The sequence below is a fragment of the Agrobacterium sp. 10T429 genome, from assembly GCF_056393925.1.
This window is the reverse complement of record NZ_JBFTGV010000011.1, coordinates 78,497-97,331: the sequence shown is the minus strand read 5'-3', so window position 1 is coordinate 97,331 and position 18,835 is coordinate 78,497. Positions and strand designations below refer to the sequence as shown.

The window sequence follows — 18,835 nt, the reverse complement described above, 5'->3', positions numbered from 1 at the left end:
TATCCGTTTTTTTGGAATAGTGTTTTCATTTTGACGTACTTGATCGTTTTCTCCCGAACAATAATATGAATTTCAGATTTTGCAAATATGGTGAGCTGCTGATGGCGGCGCACGGGACCGGATCAGATGAAAGCGCACTGGGAAAATATCGAAGGCTGTGGGGGCTCGGCGTCCCAGCTTTCCGTGCGCCGATATGAAAGTGCCGGCCTGTGCACCAACCCGCCCGTGGTCCTTTATTTGCGCGGCGGCTCGTTTCTTGAAAAGGGCGGCAATTGCCCGGAGCTTCCGGTGGCACGCGCGCTCGCTGAAAGCGGCGCGATCGTCGTCGAGGCCGACTATAGCAAGTCGTCCGGCAACGAGTTTCCGATGGTGATCGATTGTGCCTTCGAAGCGCTGGATCATCTGAGCCGGGACCGCAAGCATTATGGCGGCGCAAAATCGCTGCTGTTTGTGGCCGGCGAAGAGGCTGGTGGCAATGTGGCGGCTGGGCTTGCGCTGAAGGCGCGTGACCGCATGCCGGGCAAGCTTGCCGGTCAAATACTTCTGTCGCCCATGATCGACCCGATGATGACGACGGAATCCTTCCGCGATGCGGACAGGATCGGCATGCGCCAGCGCTGGGCGGATGGCTGGAGCCATTACCTTGCCAAGGCCTGCGGGTTTTTTCACCCCTATGCCGCGCCCTGCCAGTGTACGCGGCTGAACCGGGTGGCGCCGGCGCTGATCTTTACCGCCGAGGACGACCCTCTGCGCGACGAAACGGTCGGTTATGCCGACAGGCTCATCGCCTCCGGTGTCAGCGTCCGGCAGCATGTTTTCCCCGCCGGTATTGGCTGGACGGGGCTTTATCAAGGAAAGGGCGGCGGATGGGTTCCATCCGTCTGTTCGGAGTTCAAGACCTTCGTTGACCAGATAAAACACTGAAATCGCATTTTGAGCATGTCCAGTAAAAGTGCGTAGCGGTTTTACGCCCGGACCATGCGACAAAACACACAGATAGAGAAACTGACCGGCTCCTGATCCGAGCCAAGGAGAGACCCATGACGCTGACCACAAAGCGCCGGGCCCTGACGGGCGCCGGTATCGGGCTTGCTATGTCCGTTGCAGCCGCAGCACTCATTTTCGACCTGCCCACCAGCCGTGATGCGACGGCAGCTTCCGCCCCGGCCGAAACGCCGGCTATCCCAGTCACCGTCGCCAAGGTGGAAAGCCGCGATGTGATGCGCTGGGAAGAATTTTCCGGCCGTCTCGAAGCCGTCGACCGCGTGCAGATCCGCTCCCGCGTCGCTGGCCAGATCAAGGCCGTGCATTTCCGCGAAGGCGCGCTGGTGAAGGAAGGCGACCCCCTCTTCACCATCGATCCGGCCCCCTATCAGGCAGCCGTTGCAGGTGCTGAAGCCCAGGTCGCCTCCGCCGAAGCCAAGGTCAGCCTTGCCAAGACGGAACTCGACCGTGGCCGCAGGCTTTCCGACAATCGCACGATCTCCCAGAGCGATCTCGACCAGCGGCAAAGCTCGTTTGCGGATGCCGAAGCCCAGCTTCGCGCCGCCCGCGCGACGCTGACGACGGCTCAGCTCGATCTTGGTTACACCGAAATCGTTGCACCGGTTTCCGGCAGGGTAGGCCGCATCGAAATCACCGCCGGCAACCTCGTTGCCGCCGGCTCGACATCGCCTGCCCTGACGACGCTGGTTTCGGTCAACCCGATCTATGCCAGCTTCAACGCCAGCGAAGGAACGGTAGCGAAAGCGCTTTCCGAGCTGCCGAAGACGACCGACGCCCTGCCCGCGCTCGAACAGATCCCGGTGGAAATCGGAACGCTTTCGGATGAAGGCACGCCGATCAAGGGCACCCTGCACCTCATCGACAACCAGGTCGATTCCGCCAGCGGCACCATTGGTGTGCGTGCGGTCTTCGAAAATCCTGATGGCAGGCTCATTCCCGGCCAGTTCGTGCGGGTGCGCATGGGTGAACCGAAGCCGGAAAACCGGATAGTCATCAGCGACCGCGCCATCGGCACGGATCAGGACAAGCGGTTCGTCTTTGTCGTCGATGCCGAAAACAAGGTGAGCTACCGCCAGATCAAGCCCGGCGCACCGGCTGACGGCCAGCGCATCATCGACAGCGGCCTTGCCGCCGGCGATACGATCGTCGTCAACGGCCTGCAGCGCATTCGCCCCGGTGCAACCATCGCACCGCAGGCGGAAGACAAGGTCGCCGCCTCGCAATAACGCCGTCCCGCCTCCGGCGAGACGCATTTCACAAAGAACCGGCCCTCACCGGCGGCCATGATGCCGCCGGAACGGTCCTTGCATTTCCAAATCTACCCGGAGAGGGGACTGGATATGAATATTTCCAGATTTTTTGTCGACAGGCCGGTCTTCGCCGGCGTGCTGTCGATCCTGATCGTGGTCGCAGGCCTTCTCGGCATGCGCGCCCTGCCGATTTCCGAATATCCGGAAGTCGTGCCGCCATCCGTCGTCGTCCGCGCCACCTATCCCGGTGCGAACCCTGCCGTCATCGCTGAAACAGTCGCCACGCCGCTTGAAGAACAGATCAACGGCGTCGAGGACATGCTCTATATGGGCAGCCAGGCGACATCGGACGGCGTGCTGACGCTGACCGTCACGTTCAAGCTGGGCACCGACCCGGACAAGGCGCAGCAGCTGGTGCAGAACCGCGTGTCGCAGGCCGAACCGCGCCTGCCCGCGGAAGTGCGCGCACTCGGCATCACCACCGTCAAAAGCTCGCCCGACTTCATCATGGTCGTCAATCTCGTGTCGAAGACCGATGCCTATGACATCACCTATCTGCGCAACTATGCGACGCTGAACGTCAAGGATCGCCTCGCCCGTATCGAAGGCGTGGGTCAGGTGCAGGTCTTCGGCGCGGGTGACTATTCCATGCGCGTCTGGCTGGATCCGCAAAAGGTGGCCGAACACGATCTCGCCGCCAGCGACGTATCCGACGCCATCCGTCAGCAGAACGTCCAGGCCGCAGCCGGCGTTATCGGCGCATCGCCAAGCCCCAACGGCGTCGACCTGCAGCTCAACGTCAATGCCCAGGGCCGTCTGACGACTCCGGAGGAATTCGGCAACATCATCGTCAAGAGCGGCGCGAACGGCCAGATCACCCGTCTTCGCGACGTCGCCCGCATCGAACTCGGCGCTGCCGACTATACGCTGCGCTCGCTGCTCGACGGCGAACCCGCCGTGGCGATCGCCGTATTGCAGGCTCCCGGCTCCAACTCCATCGAAATCGCCGACAATGTCCGCGCGACAATGGACAATCTGCAACTGGCGATGCCTGATGGCGTGAAATATGAAATCGTCTACGACACGACGAAGTTCGTTCGCTCGTCCATCGAAAAGGTCGTTGATACACTCCTCGAGGCCGTTGGCCTCGTGGTACTGGTGGTCATCCTGTTCCTCCAGACCTGGCGCGCCTCGATCATTCCGCTGATCGCCGTTCCGGTGTCGATCATCGGCACCTTCGCCGTCATGTATGCCTTCGGTTTCTCCATTAACGCGTTGACCCTGTTCGGCCTCGTGCTGGCCATCGGCATCGTGGTGGATGACGCCATCGTGGTGGTGGAAAACGTCGAGCGAAACATCGAAAACGGGCTTTCTCCGCGTGATGCCACCTACAAGGCGATGCGCGAAGTCTCCGGGCCGATCATAGCAATCGCGCTTGTGCTGGTCGCCGTTTTCGTCCCACTAGCCTTTATCTCCGGCCTTTCCGGCCAGTTCTACCGGCAGTTCGCGCTGACGATCGCGATTTCGACCGTCATTTCGGCGATCAATTCCCTGACGCTGTCACCCGCTCTTGCAGCCCTGCTGCTGAAAGAGCACGACGCACCGAAAGACTGGCTGACCCGCTTCATGGACCGGATTTTCGGCTGGTTCTTCCGTGGCTTCAACCGCGCCTTCGGCGCCGCCTCCAACGGTTACGGCAAAACCGTAGGCGGGCTGGTAACGCGCAAAAGCCTCGTCATGATCGTCTATATGGCGCTGGTGGCTGCCACCTACGGCATGTTCAGCGCGGTCCCAAGCGGGTTCGTACCGGCGCAGGACAAGCAATATCTCATCGGCTTCGCCCAGCTTCCGGACGGCGCAACGCTTGACCGGACGGAAAGCGTCATCAAGCGGATGAGCGATATCGCCATGCAACAGCCGGGCGTCAGCCACGCCATTGCCTTCCCCGGCCTGTCGATCAACGGCTTCACCATCGGCTCCAATTCCGGCATCGTCTTTGCAGTTCTCGACGACTTCGAAAACCGCAAGACGCCGGAACTGTCAGGCGGCGCCATCGCAATGCAGCTGAACCAGAAGTTTGCCGGCATTCAGGATGCCTTCATCGCCATGTTCCCGCCGCCGCCGGTTAACGGTCTCGGCCAGACGGGCGGCTTCAAGCTGCAGATCGAGGACCGTGCCGGTTACGGCTACCAGACGCTTGACGAAGCGGCCAAGGCGGTCATCGCCAAGGCATACCAGACACCGGAACTGGCAGGCATCTTCTCCAGCTTCCAGATCAACGTGCCGCAGCTCTTCGCCGATCTCGACCGCGCCAAGGCCGAGCAGCTGGGTGTTTCGGTCAGCGACGTCTTCCAGACGCTGCAGATCTATCTGGGCTCGCTTTATGTCAACGACTTCAACGCCTTCGGGCGGACATACAGCGTGCGTGTGCAGGCAGATGCGCAATTCCGCGCCCATGCCGAAGATATCGGCCGCCTGAAGGTTCGCTCGTCCACCGGTCAGATGATCCCGCTTTCCACGCTGTTGAAGGTAGATGCAACAACAGGACCGGAGCGCACAAACCGTTATAACGGCTTCCTTGCAGCCGATATCAACGGCGGTCCGGCACCGGGCTTCTCCTCTGGACAGGCGCAGGCAGCGATCGAGAAAATCCTTGCCGAAAACCTGCCGGCCGGGATCGAATACGAATGGACGGACCTGACTTACCAGCAGATCCTTGCCGGTAATTCCAGCCTCGTGGTCTTCCCGCTGGCGCTGCTGCTCGTCTATCTCGTATTGGCTGCGCAATATGAAAGCCTGACCCTGCCGATCGCGATCATTCTGATCGTTCCGMTCGGCGTTCTCGCCGCATTGACAGGCGTCTGGCTGACGGGAGGGGACAACAACATCTTTACGCAGATCGGCCTTGTCGTCCTTGTCGGACTATCGGCGAAGAACGCGATCCTGATCGTGGAATTCGCCCGCGAGCTGGAATTCGAAGGACGAACGCCGCTTCAGGCCGCAGTCGAGGCAAGTCGCCTGCGCCTCCGCCCGATCCTGATGACCTCACTCGCCTTCATCATGGGCGTGGTGCCTCTGGTCATCTCCACCGGTGCGGGTGCGGAAATGCGCGCGGCCATGGGTGTCGCAGTGTTCTCCGGCATGATCGGGGTGACGTTCTTCGGCATCTTCATGACACCGGTATTCTACGTGCTGGTGCGCAAGCTGTCGGGTAACCGTCCTCTCATCCAGCACAAACAGGAAGAACCTGCCAATTCGGACTACAAGCTCGAAAAGTCCGGCTGAGACCTGATCCAATCCACCGCAAACTTCGACGAAAGCCCGCCGCGCATCTCACGATGCGCGGCGTTTTTGTTGGTGGGAACGTCCATGTGCATCGCCTGAAACAGAATCTGTTTCAATGACTTAAGCAGCAAGCACATACATGTTGCGCCGCAATAAAGAAATAACGAATACACTATATCCGCATAAGGCAGCAGATACGTAAAGGAACAATGCTATTTTATGCTTTCCATTTTGTGGTAATTTCAAGAACAGGGTGATTCGGGCTAAATGATTTAGTTCAGGGGTGACATGATGGAGCAGGAATACGAGAACTGGGCGACAACCATTGCCTATTCGATAGTAATGCATGAAGGTCTCGATCTGGCGCTTGCCGCGCAGAATCTGGACAGATGCAAGACCAGAAACAACCGTGAACGGCTGATGGAAGCCATCCGCACATCGCTGCTGGAGGCCCGTTCGCGCAGCCATCTGACGGTAGCGCAGCGGCTCTGAAGTCTGTCGCCGTATCCGATGCTGCCACAGGATCAGGTTGGAAGCAGATCGGTCCTTATCGCGGCTTTCAGCGGCAGGTGGTCCGAGGCAATGCGCGCCAGCGCACTGTCATGCGCTTCCACCTGCTCGATCAGCCCTTCGCGGTTGGCGATGATCCTGTCGAGCGCAAGCACCGGCAGGTTGGATGGAAAACTGGGCACTGCTGGCGGCAGGGCGCCGAATGCATCCCTCAGAGTATTGAGCGACGAGCCATTGCCGAGACGCCATTCGTTCAGGTCTCCCATGAGGATGGTCGCGCATTCGTTTCGCGCTTCCAGAAGACCGATAAGCGCCTTTGCCTGCTGGGCACGGGAATGCCTCAAAAGACCGAAATGCGCGGCGATTATTCGCAGTGCGCCACCGCTTTTCAAATCCAGTTCCACCACCAGCGCGCCGCGCGGCTCCAGCCCCGGCAATTTCAGCGTATGAACATCCCGCACCGCACCTTCCTTGAACAACAGGACATTACCGTGCCATCCATGCGCCTTCACACCCGCCAGAACAGGCACGGGGACAAGCCCGCTTTCCCGCTCCAGCCGGGCAAGATCGAGCAGGCCCGTGCGCTCGCCGAAACGGCTGTCCGCCTCCTGTAGCGCGATGATATCCGCGCCGATTTCCTGAATGACGCGGCTGGTACGATCAGGATCGAACCTGCGGTCGCGGCCGACGCATTTATGGACGTTGTAAGACGCGATGACCGGGAAGGAGTGATCTCTCTCCACCTGCCCGGCATTCTTCCGTTGGTGGCGGTCGCGCAGTGACTGCATGACGAAGGCGGGCAGGCTGCTGTTTTTCGCCAGTGCCGTTTTTCCACGCTCCAGCAAACTGTTTTTCTTCACGCTGCGACGCCTCCGATGCGCAAATTAAAAGTTCTAGAGCGTTTCCGACGTATGGCGCTCTAAAGATACGGCGAAGCGAGCCACAGGACGCGCTCCACAAAACGGACAACGAATGGCCGCGCATTCAGTTCGCTCAGTCGCACGGGTAAAGCGGTTGCCCGTGCTTCCCGGATGCGGTTTCCGATGGTCGCGGCGAATTCCTCATCCATAACTTCCAGATCAACTTCGAAGTTCAGCCGCAATGAACGAGGGTCCAGGTTGGAAGAACCGATGTAGCTCCAGCGCTCGTCGATCACCAGAAGCTTGGAATGATTGAAGGGCCCTGTCGCCCGCCAGATGCGGCAGTAATTCTTCAACATCTGGTCGAATTGCGCCGTCATCGCCCTGTCCACAAGCACCAGATTGTTGCTTTGCGGCACGATGATATCCACCACGACTCCCCGCCTCGCTGCGGTAATGAGCGCTGAAATAAGCTCCCGATCGGGGAGAAAATAGGGCGACATGACGAGAATGGAGGAGCGGGCGACGGAAAACGCCCCCATCAGCATCTTGTGATTGGTCTCTATGCTCTTATCCGGCCCCGAGGAGGAAACGCGGGCGACGATCTGTGAACCCGGCACACCATCGGGAATGGCGATATCCCAGACCGGCGTGTGCAGAAGCTCCCCCGTCGTGAACCTCCAGTCCTCCGCCGCAATGGAGAAAAAATCAGAGACTACCGGTCCGCTGATCTTGAAATGTGTGTCGTGCGCCTGTTTTTCGCCGCCGAATTCAAGGGTGAAGCCCTCGCGGATATTCATGCCGCCGCTAAAGGCGAGGCGCCCGTCCACCACGAGGATCTTGCGGTGGGTGCGCAAATTCGCATAGGGCAGCCGCAGCCCCATGATGACATTGCCGTTGAATACATCGGCAACGATGCCTTTTTCCCGGAGCGTCGGCAGGATGCTCGGCACGGAATAGCGCGCGCCCACGGCATCCACCAGCACCCGCACCTCCACGCCCCGGAACTTCGCCCTTTCCAGCGCGGCGACAAAACGGGCGCCGATCCTGTCATTGTCGAAAATATATGTTTCGAGGATGATCGACCGCTTCGCCTCGCCTATCGCCTCCAGCATGGCGGCATAGGCTGCGTCGCCGGTGACAAGCGGCTCGATGCGGTTACCGGTCGTCAGTGCGTGGCGCGTAACCCGATCGCCGAGCGTCTTCATCGCCTCGAAACGGCGTCCGAACCGCGCGGCAATCACCTCGCCGCTCGCATCCAGGCGCGCCACGCGATCCATGATCTCGTCCTGCATGAAAGACCGCTGCTGCCTGATGCTGGACCGGCGAATCCGGTTGATGCCGGCAATCGCATAAATGACTGCACCGACGATCGGCGACAGAACGATGACGCCCACCCAGCCAAGCGCGGAGCGGACCTCTTCCTTCGTCATCGTGGCATGTACGGCCGCCACGGTTCCCATCAAAATGGAAAGAGCGGCAAGGATATGAGGCCAATAGGCGATGACGAGATCGAGCATGATGCAACTATAGGGCATCGTGCCGAAAAGTGTACCGCGGTTTTGGGAAAACCCGATGCGTAAACAAAAAGGTAGGGCAGTTCGCCGATACCGCAATACCGGACCGGCACCGGAAAGGCCAAGAAGACCGGACGCCCATCGTTTTACGGGATAGACCCTTGCGGGATTAACGGTGGAAAGTGACGATGCGATATGTCATGAGAGCGCATCTTGATCTGTGAGCAGGGGCACTTGCGGGCTTCTGTGGCGTTTGAAAGCAAGAAGGCCGTGATGCAGGAAAATACCCAGGGCGCCGTCATCGTCATTTCCAGCCACGTCATGCGTGGATCGGTCGGCAACCGTGCCGCAGTCTTCGCGCTGGAGACCCTTGGCTATCCGGTATGGGCGGTGCCCACAATCGTTTTGCCCTGGCACCCCGGCCATGGCCCGTCCACCCGGATGCGCTTTCAGGACGACGACTTCGACAAGGCCATGACCGACCTCGAAAACGCCAAATGGATCGGCGAGGTCAAAGCCGTACTGACCGGTTATTTCGGCGGCGCGGCGCAGGTGCGCTCCGTCGCAAGGCTGATCCGCAATCTCAAGGAAAAGAACCCGTCGCTGATTTATGCCTGTGACCCGGTCATGGGCGATCTGGGCGGACTATACATTCCCCTTGAGACTGCCGAAGCCATCCGCGATCACCTCATTCCGCTTGCCACCGTCGCCACGCCAAACCGTTATGAACTGGCCTGGATGAGCGGTGCCGAGCTTGAGACCAACAATGCCATCATGGATGCCGCGCTCGCACTCGGCCCGCCGAAAATGCTGGTCACCTCAGCCGTGTCGATGATGGCGGGCGGCACGGGAAATCTCTATTTGAGCGGCCGGCACGCGCTGATGGCGGAACACCGCGCCATAGAAGACGCACCGAACGGTCTCGGAGACCTGATGGCGGCACTGTTCCTTGCCCGGCTGCTGGAAGGCATGGACGACGAGAAGGCGCTGCAACTGGCCACCGCCAGCGTGTTCGAAATTCTGGCGCGAACCAAAAAACGCGACATGAACGAATTGACGCTGGAGACGGATTCTTCAAGTCTCTCCACACCCATGGCGATGGTGCAGATGCGCCATCTCTTGCATCCTTCGCGCAGCAAGCGCAAATAGCGGCTAAAGGATTGGTCTTCAACGCACCGAGTTCTTCTCTTGATCTTGGTCCAAGCACAACGGTACTGCGATAGATGAAAGATTTTCCGGAAAACCTTCTCAACGGCTACAAGAACTTCATGAGCGGCCGCTATGCCGACGAGCGCGAAAGATACCGCGTTCTGGCTGATACCGGACAGAAACCGCAGACCCTGTTCATTGCCTGTTGTGACTCCCGTTCGGCGCCGGAAACGATTTTCGACTGCGGACCGGGAGAACTTTTCGTCGTGCGGAACGTCGCCAACATGGTGCCGCCCTTTGAGCCTGACGGTCAGTACCACGCCACATCAGCCGCCATCGAATATGCCGTGCAGGTTCTGAAGGTGAAGGACATCGTCGTCATGGGCCATGGCCGCTGCGGCGGCATTCAGGCCGCACTCGACCCCAATCTTGAACCTCTGTCACCCGGCGACTTCATCGGCAAGTGGATGAACATGGTGAAATCCGCCGCCGAGCAGATCCAGAGCAACGACGTCATGACCGCCTCCGAGCGCCAGACGGCGCTGGAGCGCGTTTCCATTCGCAACTCCATCGCCAACCTGCGCGGCTTCCCCTTCGTCAAGGCGCAGGAAACCGCCGGCAAGGTGAAGCTGCATGGCGCCTGGTTCGATATCTCGACCGGCGAATTGTGGGTGATGGACGGCAAAACGGGCGACTTTCGCCGCCCGGACCTGTGATTGTCGAAACCTTCTCAAAGCTTCGTCACCCCGGACGTGATCCGGGGCCAAGTGCGATCAAGTCTTTGATTGCTTAGGATTGTTTTCACGGCGCAGACGCGCCGTGACTGGATGCCGGAACTAGTCCGGCATCACGGAAGTGGACGTTCCAATTGGGAGAAAGCGGCCTTATTGGCCGTCAATCGCCTTGCCGATAAACGCAATCGCCTGCTGATAAACGCTTGCAGCGTTCCAGCCCTGAATGGCCGCGTAATTCGTCTGCCCCTGCTGATAACCCGCACCGCGCTGCCAGCCGTGGCCGACAAGGAAGTTGGCGGTGGAGGCCAGCGCATCGGCGCGCGAACCGACGAGATCGATGCGTCCGTCGCGGTCGAAATCCACGCCGTAGCGCACAACGTTCAACGGCAGGAACTGCGTCTGGCCGATTTCGCCATGGGCAGCACCCTTGGCGTTAACGTTCAGCGATCCGCTGCCGACGAGCTTCAGGGCCGCATAAAGCTGCTCGGTAAAATAATCCGAACGGCGGCAGTCGAAAGAAAGCGTCGCCACGGCGGACAGCGTGTGCTGGTTGCCCATGAAGCCGCCAAATCCGGTTTCCATGCCCCAGATGGCGAGCAGCGGGCCGGCCGGCACACCATAGGCCTTTTCAATCGAGGCGAAGAGAGCCGCATTGTTCTTCTTCATGGTCTTGCCGCGCGAGATGATCGTCTGGCCGCCACGCTTCTGCATGAACTGGTCGAAGGACAGCTTGAAGCTGTGCTGGCCGCGATCGGCGCGGATGGTCGGCTGATTGTAGGAGACGCCGGAGAAGGCACGATCAAGCACCGAGGCGCTGACACCGCGGCTCGCCGCTTCCTGCTTGAAGGCACCGACCCAGGCGTCGAACCCTGCCGAAGTGTTGCCGCATTGCGCAGCCACAACCGGCGTCGCCGCCAAAACCGAGACCATGGCCACACCAGCCAGAATTGCCTTCATTGCCCGCATCAAAATCTGCCTTCGATATCCTTTGGGGAATTTATCCCGAGAACCAAAACGTCGCTGCTGTATGGGCTCGGGTGCCAAATTGCTTTTTGGCCGCCTAAATTGCCTTTTGGCAGCAAGGCCTGCAAATAAACTGGCCGTGATGATAGCCAATTGGAAAACCCGCCTGCCCCACACAGAACAGACGGGTTATACTTAACGAACCTTAAAAAATCGTATCAAGCCGCCGCCTTGCGGGGCTTGATGAGACCACGATTGACCAGGAGTTCGGCGATCTGGATGGCATTGAGGGCAGCGCCCTTGCGCAGATTGTCCGAAACAACCCAGATGTTGAGGCCGTTTTCAACCGTCGCATCCTCACGGATACGCGAAATATAGGTCGCATCCTCGCCGGCGGATTCAACCGGGGTGATGTAGCCGCCATCTTCATGCTTGTCGATCACGAGGCAACCCGGCGCTTCGCGCAGGATATCACGCGCCTGATCGGCGGTGATCTCGTTTTCGAACTCGATGTTGACCGATTCCGAATGACCGATGAAAACAGGAACGCGCACGGCCGTGCAGGTTACCTTGATCTTCGGATCGAGCATCTTCTTGGTTTCGGCCAGAACCTTCCATTCTTCCTTGGTATAGCCGTCTTCCATGAAGACGTCGATATGCGGGATGACGTTGAAGGCGATGCGCTTGGTGAACTTCTTCGTTTCGACCGGATCGGCCACGAAGACGGCGCGTGTCTGCTGGAACAGCTCGTCCATGCCTTCCTTGCCAGCGCCGGAAACGGACTGGTAGGTGGAGACAACGACGCGCTTGATCTTGGCAAAGTCATGCAGCGGCTTCAGCGCGACAACGAGCTGGGCCGTGGAGCAATTCGGATTGGCGATGATGTTCTTGCGGGTGAAGCCCGAGATCGCGTCGGCATTGACTTCCGGAACGATCAGCGGAACGTCCTGGTCGTAGCGCCATGCAGACGAGTTATCGATGACGACGCAACCCTGCTGGCCGATCTTCGGCGACCACTTCTTGGAAATCTCGCCGCCGGCCGACATCAGGCAAATATCCGTGTCGGAAAAATCGTAGTTTTCGAGGTTGGAAACCTTCAGCGTGCGGTCGCCATAGGAAACTTCCGTGCCCTGCGAGCGGGAGGAAGCGAGCGGCACGACTTCGTCTGCCGGAAAACCACGTTCGGCCAGGATGTTGAGCATTTCGCGACCGACATTGCCGGTGGCGCCTACAATTGCAACTTTGAAACCCATGATCAAGCTCTCTTTCTGTCTCTCCTCTTTTGGGTGAGGTGGGGAACCCGCATCGCATTGCGGCTTCCTCGATCCCCAGCCAAACCGGGGAGAGAGCGGTGGCCAGAGACGTCAGACGGTTTTAATCGTCGTTTTGGCCGTAATTCGGATAGAATAAGAAAGACGCGGATCATCGCCGGCGGATTGTGCCGGTCCTTCCATGACAATCATGTCTGCAACATGCCTGCGCAAGGTGATGCTCCTTCTTCGCGAGAAGCTATTAGAAGGTTTGGTGTTCGTGTCAAGAAAAAAGGCACGTTGCGAGCGACCCGGCGCATAAGCGCAAATGCCACCTCGCGACATTTTTGCACGTTATGCATTAGACTAAAGTCATAATCCGAAAGCATCGCTCTCATTGGGGTTAATTTTCTGTCACTCTAACATTACGCGCATTGCACCCTTACGGGGGAGTCCGGAGGAGAGACAGGGCTCTGCAATGCGCTCATTTGACATCTGTGGAGGACAGACAATGGCAAACGTAGCAGCCGTGAGCGGCGCCGCCCGTCCCATGACGGGTGAGGAGAAGAAGGTGATTTTCGCCTCTTCTCTCGGAACAGTCTTCGAATGGTACGATTTTTATCTGTACGGCTCGCTCGCGATCTATATCGGCGCGAACTTCTTCAGCCAATATCCGGAAACGACACGTAACATCTTCGCGCTTCTGGCATTTGCCGCCGGCTTCCTCGTGCGCCCCTTCGGCGCCCTGGTGTTCGGGCGTCTCGGCGACATTGTCGGCCGTAAATACACCTTCCTGATCACCATTCTCATCATGGGCGTTTCGACATTCCTCGTCGGCGTCCTGCCCGGTGCATCGCAGATCGGCATCGCAGCCCCGATCATCCTGATCATCCTGCGCATGCTTCAGGGTCTGGCGCTTGGCGGCGAATATGGCGGTGCTGCAACTTATGTGGCCGAACACGCGCCCAACGGTCGCAGAGGCTATTACACCTCATGGATCCAGACGACGGCGACGCTCGGCCTCTTCCTGTCGCTGATGGTCATTCTCGGCGTGCAGTTCGCACTCGGCAAGGAAGCCTTCGCCGCCTGGGGCTGGCGTATTCCCTTCCTCGTTTCGGTTCTGCTGCTTGGCGTATCGGTCTGGATTCGTCTGAAAATGAACGAATCTCCTGCCTTCAAGAAGATGAAGGAAGAAGGCAAGACCTCCAAGGCACCACTCAGCGAAGCCTTCGGCCAGTGGAAAAACGCAAAGATCGCCCTGCTTGCCCTCGTCGGCGCCGTCATCGGTCAGGCCGTCGTCTGGTATACGGGCCAGTTCTATGCACTGTTCTTCCTGCAGAGCATTCTGAAGGTGGACGGCCAGTCGGCCAACATCATGGTCGCGGCGGCCCTCATCCTCGGCACGGGCTTCTTCGTGCTCTTCGGCTGGCTTTCCGACAAGATCGGCCGCAAGCCGATCATCATGGCGGGTCTCGTTCTCGCGATGCTGACCTACTTCCCGCTGTTCAAGGCGCTCACATGGGCGGGCAACCCGGCACTGGCTCAAGCGCAAGCCAGCGTTCGCGCCACCGTGACCGCTGCTCCGGGAGACTGCAAATTCCAGTTCAACCCGACAGGTACGGCGAAATTCACCACATCCTGTGATATCGCCACCTCGTTCCTGACACGCAACTCCGTTCCCTATGACGTCGTTGCTGGAGCGGCTGGAACGCCGGCAAGCGTCAAGATCGGCGACGCCACCATTGCGAGCTACGACGCCATCGCAGCCGGCGCGGATGCTGCCGCAAAAGACAGGGCCTTCCAGAAACAGGTCAACATCGCGCTGCATGACGGCGGCTACCCGCTGGTGCGCGGCGTAGCACAGGTGCCGGACGCAAAACTGGATGCCTTCATTGCCGCCAACCCGGAACTCAACCTCAATGCGGAAGCCGTTCGCGCAGCCGACAAGAAGATGGTGGCGACCGACAAGCTGGTGGCAGACAAGTTGCTGACGCCGGCCGAGACCGCCGGAGCGGCGGAAATGGCCGTCTACAGCATTGCCGGTGGTGGTACCTTCGCCATGGTCGCCGATCCGGCTGCCGTGAACTGGGTCGTCATCATCGCGGTCCTGACCGTCCTCGTGATATACGTGACGATGGTCTACGGCCCGATTGCGGCACTGCTGGTCGAACTGTTCCCGACCCGCATCCGCTACTCCGGCATGTCGCTGCCCTACCATATCGGCAACGGCTGGTTCGGCGGCCTTCTGCCCGCCACCGCTTTTGCGATGAGTGCGGCGAAGGGCGATATCTATTACGGCCTCTGGTACCCGATCGTTTTCGCAGGCATCACACTGGTCATCGGCCTGCTGTTCCTGCCGGAAACCAAGGATCGCGACATCCACACCATGGAGTGAGCGGTTTCGCTCCCGACGATAGAAACCCGGCGCTGACGCGCCGGGTTTTTTATTGCCGCAGTACCGCCAGTGCCCGAACTGGCCTTTCGCAGGCTGTCAATCCGCCGCAGGTAGAAACCGCCAAAAACAAGACAAAAACGCTCGAAATAGGCTATGACGCCGTATCGTGCGGAAAAGGGAGAGCCATTTTGAAAATCGGGACGCCTAAGGAATTATATGATGGCGAGGCGCGCGTCGGTATGACACCCGACAGCGCGCAAGGCCTGCAGAAACTCGGATATGATTGCATCCTCGAAACAGGCGCGGGCAAGGCGGCGGGATTTTCCGACGACGCCTATCGCGCAGCCGGTGTCACCATCGTCGATAGCGCCGATGCGCTTTATACCGGTGCCGACATCATCGCCAAGGTTCGTCCGCCGGAAACGTCGGAGATTGATCGCCTGTCTTCGGACAAGACGCTGATCTCGTTCTTCTATCCCGCACAGAACAAGGACCTTCTGGAGCAGGCGAAGGAAAAGGGCGCAAATGTCATCGCCATGGACATGGTGCCGCGCATTTCCCGCGCCCAGAAAATGGACGCGCTGTCCTCCATGGCCAACATCGCCGGCTATCGCGCCGTCATCGAGGCCGGCAATAATTTCGGCCGCTTCTTCACCGGCCAGGTAACCGCCGCCGGCAAGGTGCCGCCCGCCAAGGTGCTGGTCATCGGTGCCGGCGTTGCCGGTCTTGCCGCCATCGGCACGGCAACCTCGCTCGGCGCCATTACCTACGCCTTCGACGTGCGCCCGGAAGTGGCCGAACAGATCGAATCCATGGGCGCCGAATTCGTCTATCTCGATTTCGCCGACCAGAGCCAGGATGGCGCAGCGACCGGCGGTTACGCCGCCCCCTCCTCGCCGGAATTCCGCGAAAAGCAGCTTGAGAAATTCCGCGAGCTGGCGCCGCAGATCGATATCGTCATCACCACGGCGCTGATCCCCGGCCGTGACGCCCCGAAGCTGTGGCTGGCCGACATGGTGGCGGCAATGAAGCCGGGTTCGGTCATCATCGATCTCGCCGCCGAGCGCGGCGGCAATTGCGATCTCACGGTGCCCGACCAGCGCGTCGTCTCGGACAATGGCGTCATCGTCATCGGCTATACGGATTTCCCGAGCCGCATGGCCACGCAGGCCTCAACGCTCTATTCCACCAACATCCGTCACATGATGACCGATCTGACGCCCGCAAAGGACGGCAAGGTCGTTCACAACATGGAAGACGACGTCATCCGTGGTGCGACCGTCACCTATCAGGGCGACATCACCTTTCCGCCACCGCCACCGAAGATCCAGGCCATCGCCGCGCAGAAACCCAAGGAACGAGCAAAAGAGCTTACGCCTGAGGAAAAGCACGCCAAGGAACGGGCCGAGTTCAAGGCGCAGACGAAAAGCCAGGTCGGTCTGCTCGTCATCGGTACGGCGGCCCTGCTTCTCGTCGGCCTTTACGCGCCGGCAAGCTTCATGAGCCATTTCATCGTCTTCGTGCTCGCCTGCTTTATCGGCTTCTCCGTCATCTGGAATGTCAGCCACTCGCTGCACACGCCTCTGATGGCGGTGACGAACGCGATTTCCGGCATCGTCATTATCGGCGCGCTGCTGCAGATCGGTTCCGGCAACTGGCTGGTGGTGATCCTCGCCTCACTTTCCGTCCTGATCGCGACGATCAACATCGTCGGCGGTTTCCTCGTGACACGGCGCATGCTCGCCATGTTCCAGAAGTCCTGAGCCGTGTAGGGGACACATAATGACCATTGGTATCGTTTCCGCGGCCTATGTTGCCGCAGCCGTTCTATTCATCCTCTCCCTCGGTGGTCTTTCCGGGCAGGAAAGCGCCAAGCGCGCCGTCTGGTACGGCATAACAGGCATGGGTCTTGCCATTGTCGCCACGGTCTTCGGACCTGATGTCGGCAACTGGTTCATCGTACTTCTGATGCTGGCGGGTGGCGCCGTTCTCGGCTACTTCGTCGCAAACCGCGTGCAGATGACCGAGATGCCGCAGCTTGTTGCAGCACTTCACTCCTTTGTCGGTCTGGCCGCCGTCTTCATCGGCTTCAACGCCCATATCGAGGAAGCGCATGTCGCCTCGCTCGATGAGACGGCGCGTTCCCTGTTGACAGGCTTTTCCGCCCTCCTCGCCCACAAGACGCCGGTAGAACTGGCAATCATGAAGGTCGAGGTCTTCCTCGGCGTCTTCATCGGAGCCGTCACCTTCACCGGTTCCGTCGTCGCCTTCGGCAAGCTTGCCGGCAAGGTGGACGGCAAGGCGAAGAAGCTTCCGGGTGGACACGTCCTCAATGCCGGTGCCGCGATCCTGTCGCTCGTCCTGCTCATCATGTATTGCAACGGTGCTGGCGCATGGACGCTGGTGCTGATGACGCTTGCCGCCTTCTTCATCGGCTATCACCTGATTATGGGTATCGGCGGTGCAGACATGCCTGTCGTCGTCTCGATGCTGAACAGCTATTCCGGCTGGGCGGCGGCCGCCATCGGCTTCACGCTCGGCAACGATCTCCTGATCGTTACCGGTGCGCTTGTCGGCTCCTCGGGTGCGATCCTGTCCTACATCATGTGCAAGGCCATGAACCGCTCCTTCATCTCGGTCATCCTCGGCGGCTTCGGCGGCACGACGGGTCCGGCGATGGAAATCGAGGGCGAGCAGGTGGCAATCGATGCTGAAGGCGTGGCATCAGCGCTGAACGACGCTGACAGCGTCATCATCGTGCCCGGTTACGGCATGGCGGTGGCACAGGCACAACAGGCCGTTTCCGAACTGACCCGCAAGCTGCGCGCCGACGGCAAGACCGTGCGTTTCGCCATCCACCCGGTTGCGGGTCGTCTTCCCGGTCACATGAACGTGCTGCTCGCCGAAGCAAAGGTGCCCTACGACATCGTGCTGGAAATGGATGAGATCAACGACGATTTCCCCAATACCGACGTCGTCATCGTCATCGGCTCCAACGACATCGTCAACCCGGCGGCACAGGACGATCCCAACTCGCCCATCGCCGGCATGCCGGTTCTGGAAGTATGGAAATCCAAACTGGTCATCGTTTCCAAGCGTGGCCAGGGCACTGGCTATTCCGGCATCGAGAACCCGCTGTTCTACAAGGACAACACCCGCATGTTCTACGGCGATGCGAAGAAGTCGATCAACGATCTTTTGCCTCTGATCAAGTAATGAAAAAGGGCGTTTCCGGGAGACCGGAAACGCCCTTCTTACTGACGTTAAAAGAAAGCTCCGCCGTCATCCTCGGGCTTGTCCCGGTTGCAGATCCTCGGGACAAGCCCGAGGATGACGGCGCGCAAATAGCTGATCGTGAGTTAAGGGTAAACCGGCCCCAGAAACCGCTCTCAAAGCACCCGGTAACGCCGGTTGAAATACATCAGTGCTTCGTCGCCCTCATTGATCTTCATATCGACGACATCGCAGATCAGGATATCGTGCGTGCCGCCATCATGTGCCTCGCGAATGCGGCAATCGAAGGAGACCAGTGCGTCTTCCAGAACAGGCGCGCCGGTTTCGAGCACGCCCCAGCTTCCGGCAGCGAAACGTTCTTCCGCCGGTGTCTTGCCGCCGAACAGGGTGCTCAGCACCTCGTGCTTGGAAGCAAGCGTGTTGACGCAGATGACGCCATTGCCCTTCACCACATTATAAGCGGAAGAGCCGCGGTTGAGGCAGACGAGAAGCGTGGGCGGATTATCGGAAACGCTGCAAACGGCCGTCGCTGCAAATCCCGCACGGCCTGCCGCACCGTCCGTGGTGACGATGTTGACTGCCGCACCGAGCCGCGCCATGGCATTTCTATAATCGAGGCTGCGTTCCTGTGCAGTCTTCGTCTCCATTTCCGCTTCCTTTTCAAGAGACATCATCCGCATCTA

General features: G+C 59.5%; 14 protein-coding genes. 9 read left to right on the top strand and 5 right to left on the bottom strand.

What is annotated here, in order from left to right; genetic code table 11:
- The first annotated feature begins 126 nt into the window (after positions 1 to 126).
- The 4 genes from AC1DCP_RS21625 (at position 127) to AC1DCP_RS21610 (ending at position 6,032) form a co-directional block, all read left to right on the top strand.
- Positions 127 to 924 carry an alpha/beta hydrolase fold domain-containing protein gene (locus AC1DCP_RS21625; RefSeq protein ID WP_013636765.1) on the top strand — a complete coding sequence of 266 codons (798 nt, stop codon included), beginning with the start codon at positions 127 to 129 and terminating at the stop codon, positions 922 to 924.
- A 116-nt stretch (positions 925 to 1,040) separates the two neighbouring features.
- Positions 1,041 to 2,231 (top strand): efflux RND transporter periplasmic adaptor subunit, encoded by a 1,191-nt coding sequence (locus AC1DCP_RS21620; RefSeq protein ID WP_065687498.1) that lies wholly within the window; start codon positions 1,041 to 1,043, stop codon positions 2,229 to 2,231.
- Between the two features lie 114 nt (positions 2,232 to 2,345).
- Positions 2,346 to 5,540 (top strand): efflux RND transporter permease subunit, encoded by a 3,195-nt coding sequence (locus AC1DCP_RS21615; protein WP_476774617.1) that lies wholly within the window; start codon positions 2,346 to 2,348, stop codon positions 5,538 to 5,540.
- Between the two features lie 288 nt (positions 5,541 to 5,828).
- On the top strand, positions 5,829 to 6,032 hold the full coding sequence (locus AC1DCP_RS21610; protein WP_003514064.1) for a hypothetical protein: 204 nt from the start codon (positions 5,829 to 5,831) through the stop codon (positions 6,030 to 6,032).
- A gap of 32 nt (positions 6,033 to 6,064) precedes the next feature.
- Here AC1DCP_RS21610 and AC1DCP_RS21605 read toward each other — a convergent pair whose 3' ends face one another.
- Together AC1DCP_RS21605 and AC1DCP_RS21600 are read right to left on the bottom strand one after the other, a co-directional pair.
- A complete protein-coding gene (locus AC1DCP_RS21605; protein ID WP_013636769.1) occupies positions 6,065 to 6,910 on the bottom strand; it encodes an endonuclease/exonuclease/phosphatase family protein in 846 nt (281 codons plus the stop codon).
- A 59-nt stretch (positions 6,911 to 6,969) separates the two neighbouring features.
- Positions 6,970 to 8,430 (bottom strand): phospholipase D-like domain-containing protein, encoded by a 1,461-nt coding sequence (locus AC1DCP_RS21600; RefSeq protein ID WP_025594389.1) that lies wholly within the window; start codon positions 8,428 to 8,430, stop codon positions 6,970 to 6,972.
- A 270-nt stretch (positions 8,431 to 8,700) separates the two neighbouring features.
- Here AC1DCP_RS21600 and pdxY point away from each other — a divergent pair, with 270 nt between their 5' ends.
- A complete protein-coding gene (pdxY, locus tag AC1DCP_RS21595; RefSeq protein ID WP_025594390.1) occupies positions 8,701 to 9,576 on the top strand; it encodes a pyridoxal kinase PdxY in 876 nt (291 codons plus the stop codon).
- A 74-nt stretch (positions 9,577 to 9,650) separates the two neighbouring features.
- Entirely contained in the window at positions 9,651 to 10,292 is a 642-nt protein-coding gene (locus AC1DCP_RS21590; RefSeq protein WP_003514071.1) for a carbonic anhydrase, read from the top strand.
- A 168-nt stretch (positions 10,293 to 10,460) separates the two neighbouring features.
- Here the strand turns inward: AC1DCP_RS21590 and AC1DCP_RS21585 are convergent, their stop codons facing one another.
- Positions 10,461 to 11,276: a lytic murein transglycosylase gene (locus tag AC1DCP_RS21585; protein ID WP_003514072.1), complete on the bottom strand. Its 816-nt coding sequence runs from the start codon at positions 11,274 to 11,276 to the stop codon at positions 10,461 to 10,463.
- Between the two features lie 215 nt (positions 11,277 to 11,491).
- Positions 11,492 to 12,526 (bottom strand): aspartate-semialdehyde dehydrogenase, encoded by a 1,035-nt coding sequence (locus AC1DCP_RS21580; RefSeq protein ID WP_003514078.1) that lies wholly within the window; start codon positions 12,524 to 12,526, stop codon positions 11,492 to 11,494.
- A 508-nt stretch (positions 12,527 to 13,034) separates the two neighbouring features.
- On the opposite strand from AC1DCP_RS21580, the gene AC1DCP_RS21575 reads away from it, so the two are divergent.
- The 3 genes from AC1DCP_RS21575 (at position 13,035) to AC1DCP_RS21565 (ending at position 18,134) form a co-directional block, all read left to right on the top strand.
- The gene (locus AC1DCP_RS21575) at positions 13,035 to 14,918 is read left to right on the top strand and encodes an MFS transporter (RefSeq protein WP_003514082.1); all 1,884 of its coding nucleotides are present in this window, start codon (positions 13,035 to 13,037) and stop codon (positions 14,916 to 14,918) included.
- Positions 14,919 to 15,106: 188 nt separating this feature from the next.
- Positions 15,107 to 16,681, top strand: a complete 1,575-nt coding sequence (locus AC1DCP_RS21570) for a Re/Si-specific NAD(P)(+) transhydrogenase subunit alpha (protein WP_003514084.1) — start codon at positions 15,107 to 15,109, stop codon at positions 16,679 to 16,681.
- A 19-nt stretch (positions 16,682 to 16,700) separates the two neighbouring features.
- The gene (locus tag AC1DCP_RS21565; RefSeq protein ID WP_003514086.1) at positions 16,701 to 18,134 is read left to right on the top strand and encodes an NAD(P)(+) transhydrogenase (Re/Si-specific) subunit beta; all 1,434 of its coding nucleotides are present in this window, start codon (positions 16,701 to 16,703) and stop codon (positions 18,132 to 18,134) included.
- A 173-nt stretch (positions 18,135 to 18,307) separates the two neighbouring features.
- On the opposite strand, the gene rutF is transcribed toward AC1DCP_RS21565, so the two are convergent.
- Positions 18,308 to 18,832 (bottom strand): NADH-dependent FMN reductase RutF, encoded by a 525-nt coding sequence (rutF, locus tag AC1DCP_RS21560; protein ID WP_013636774.1) that lies wholly within the window; start codon positions 18,830 to 18,832, stop codon positions 18,308 to 18,310.
- Positions 18,833 to 18,835: the final 3 nt, after the last annotated feature.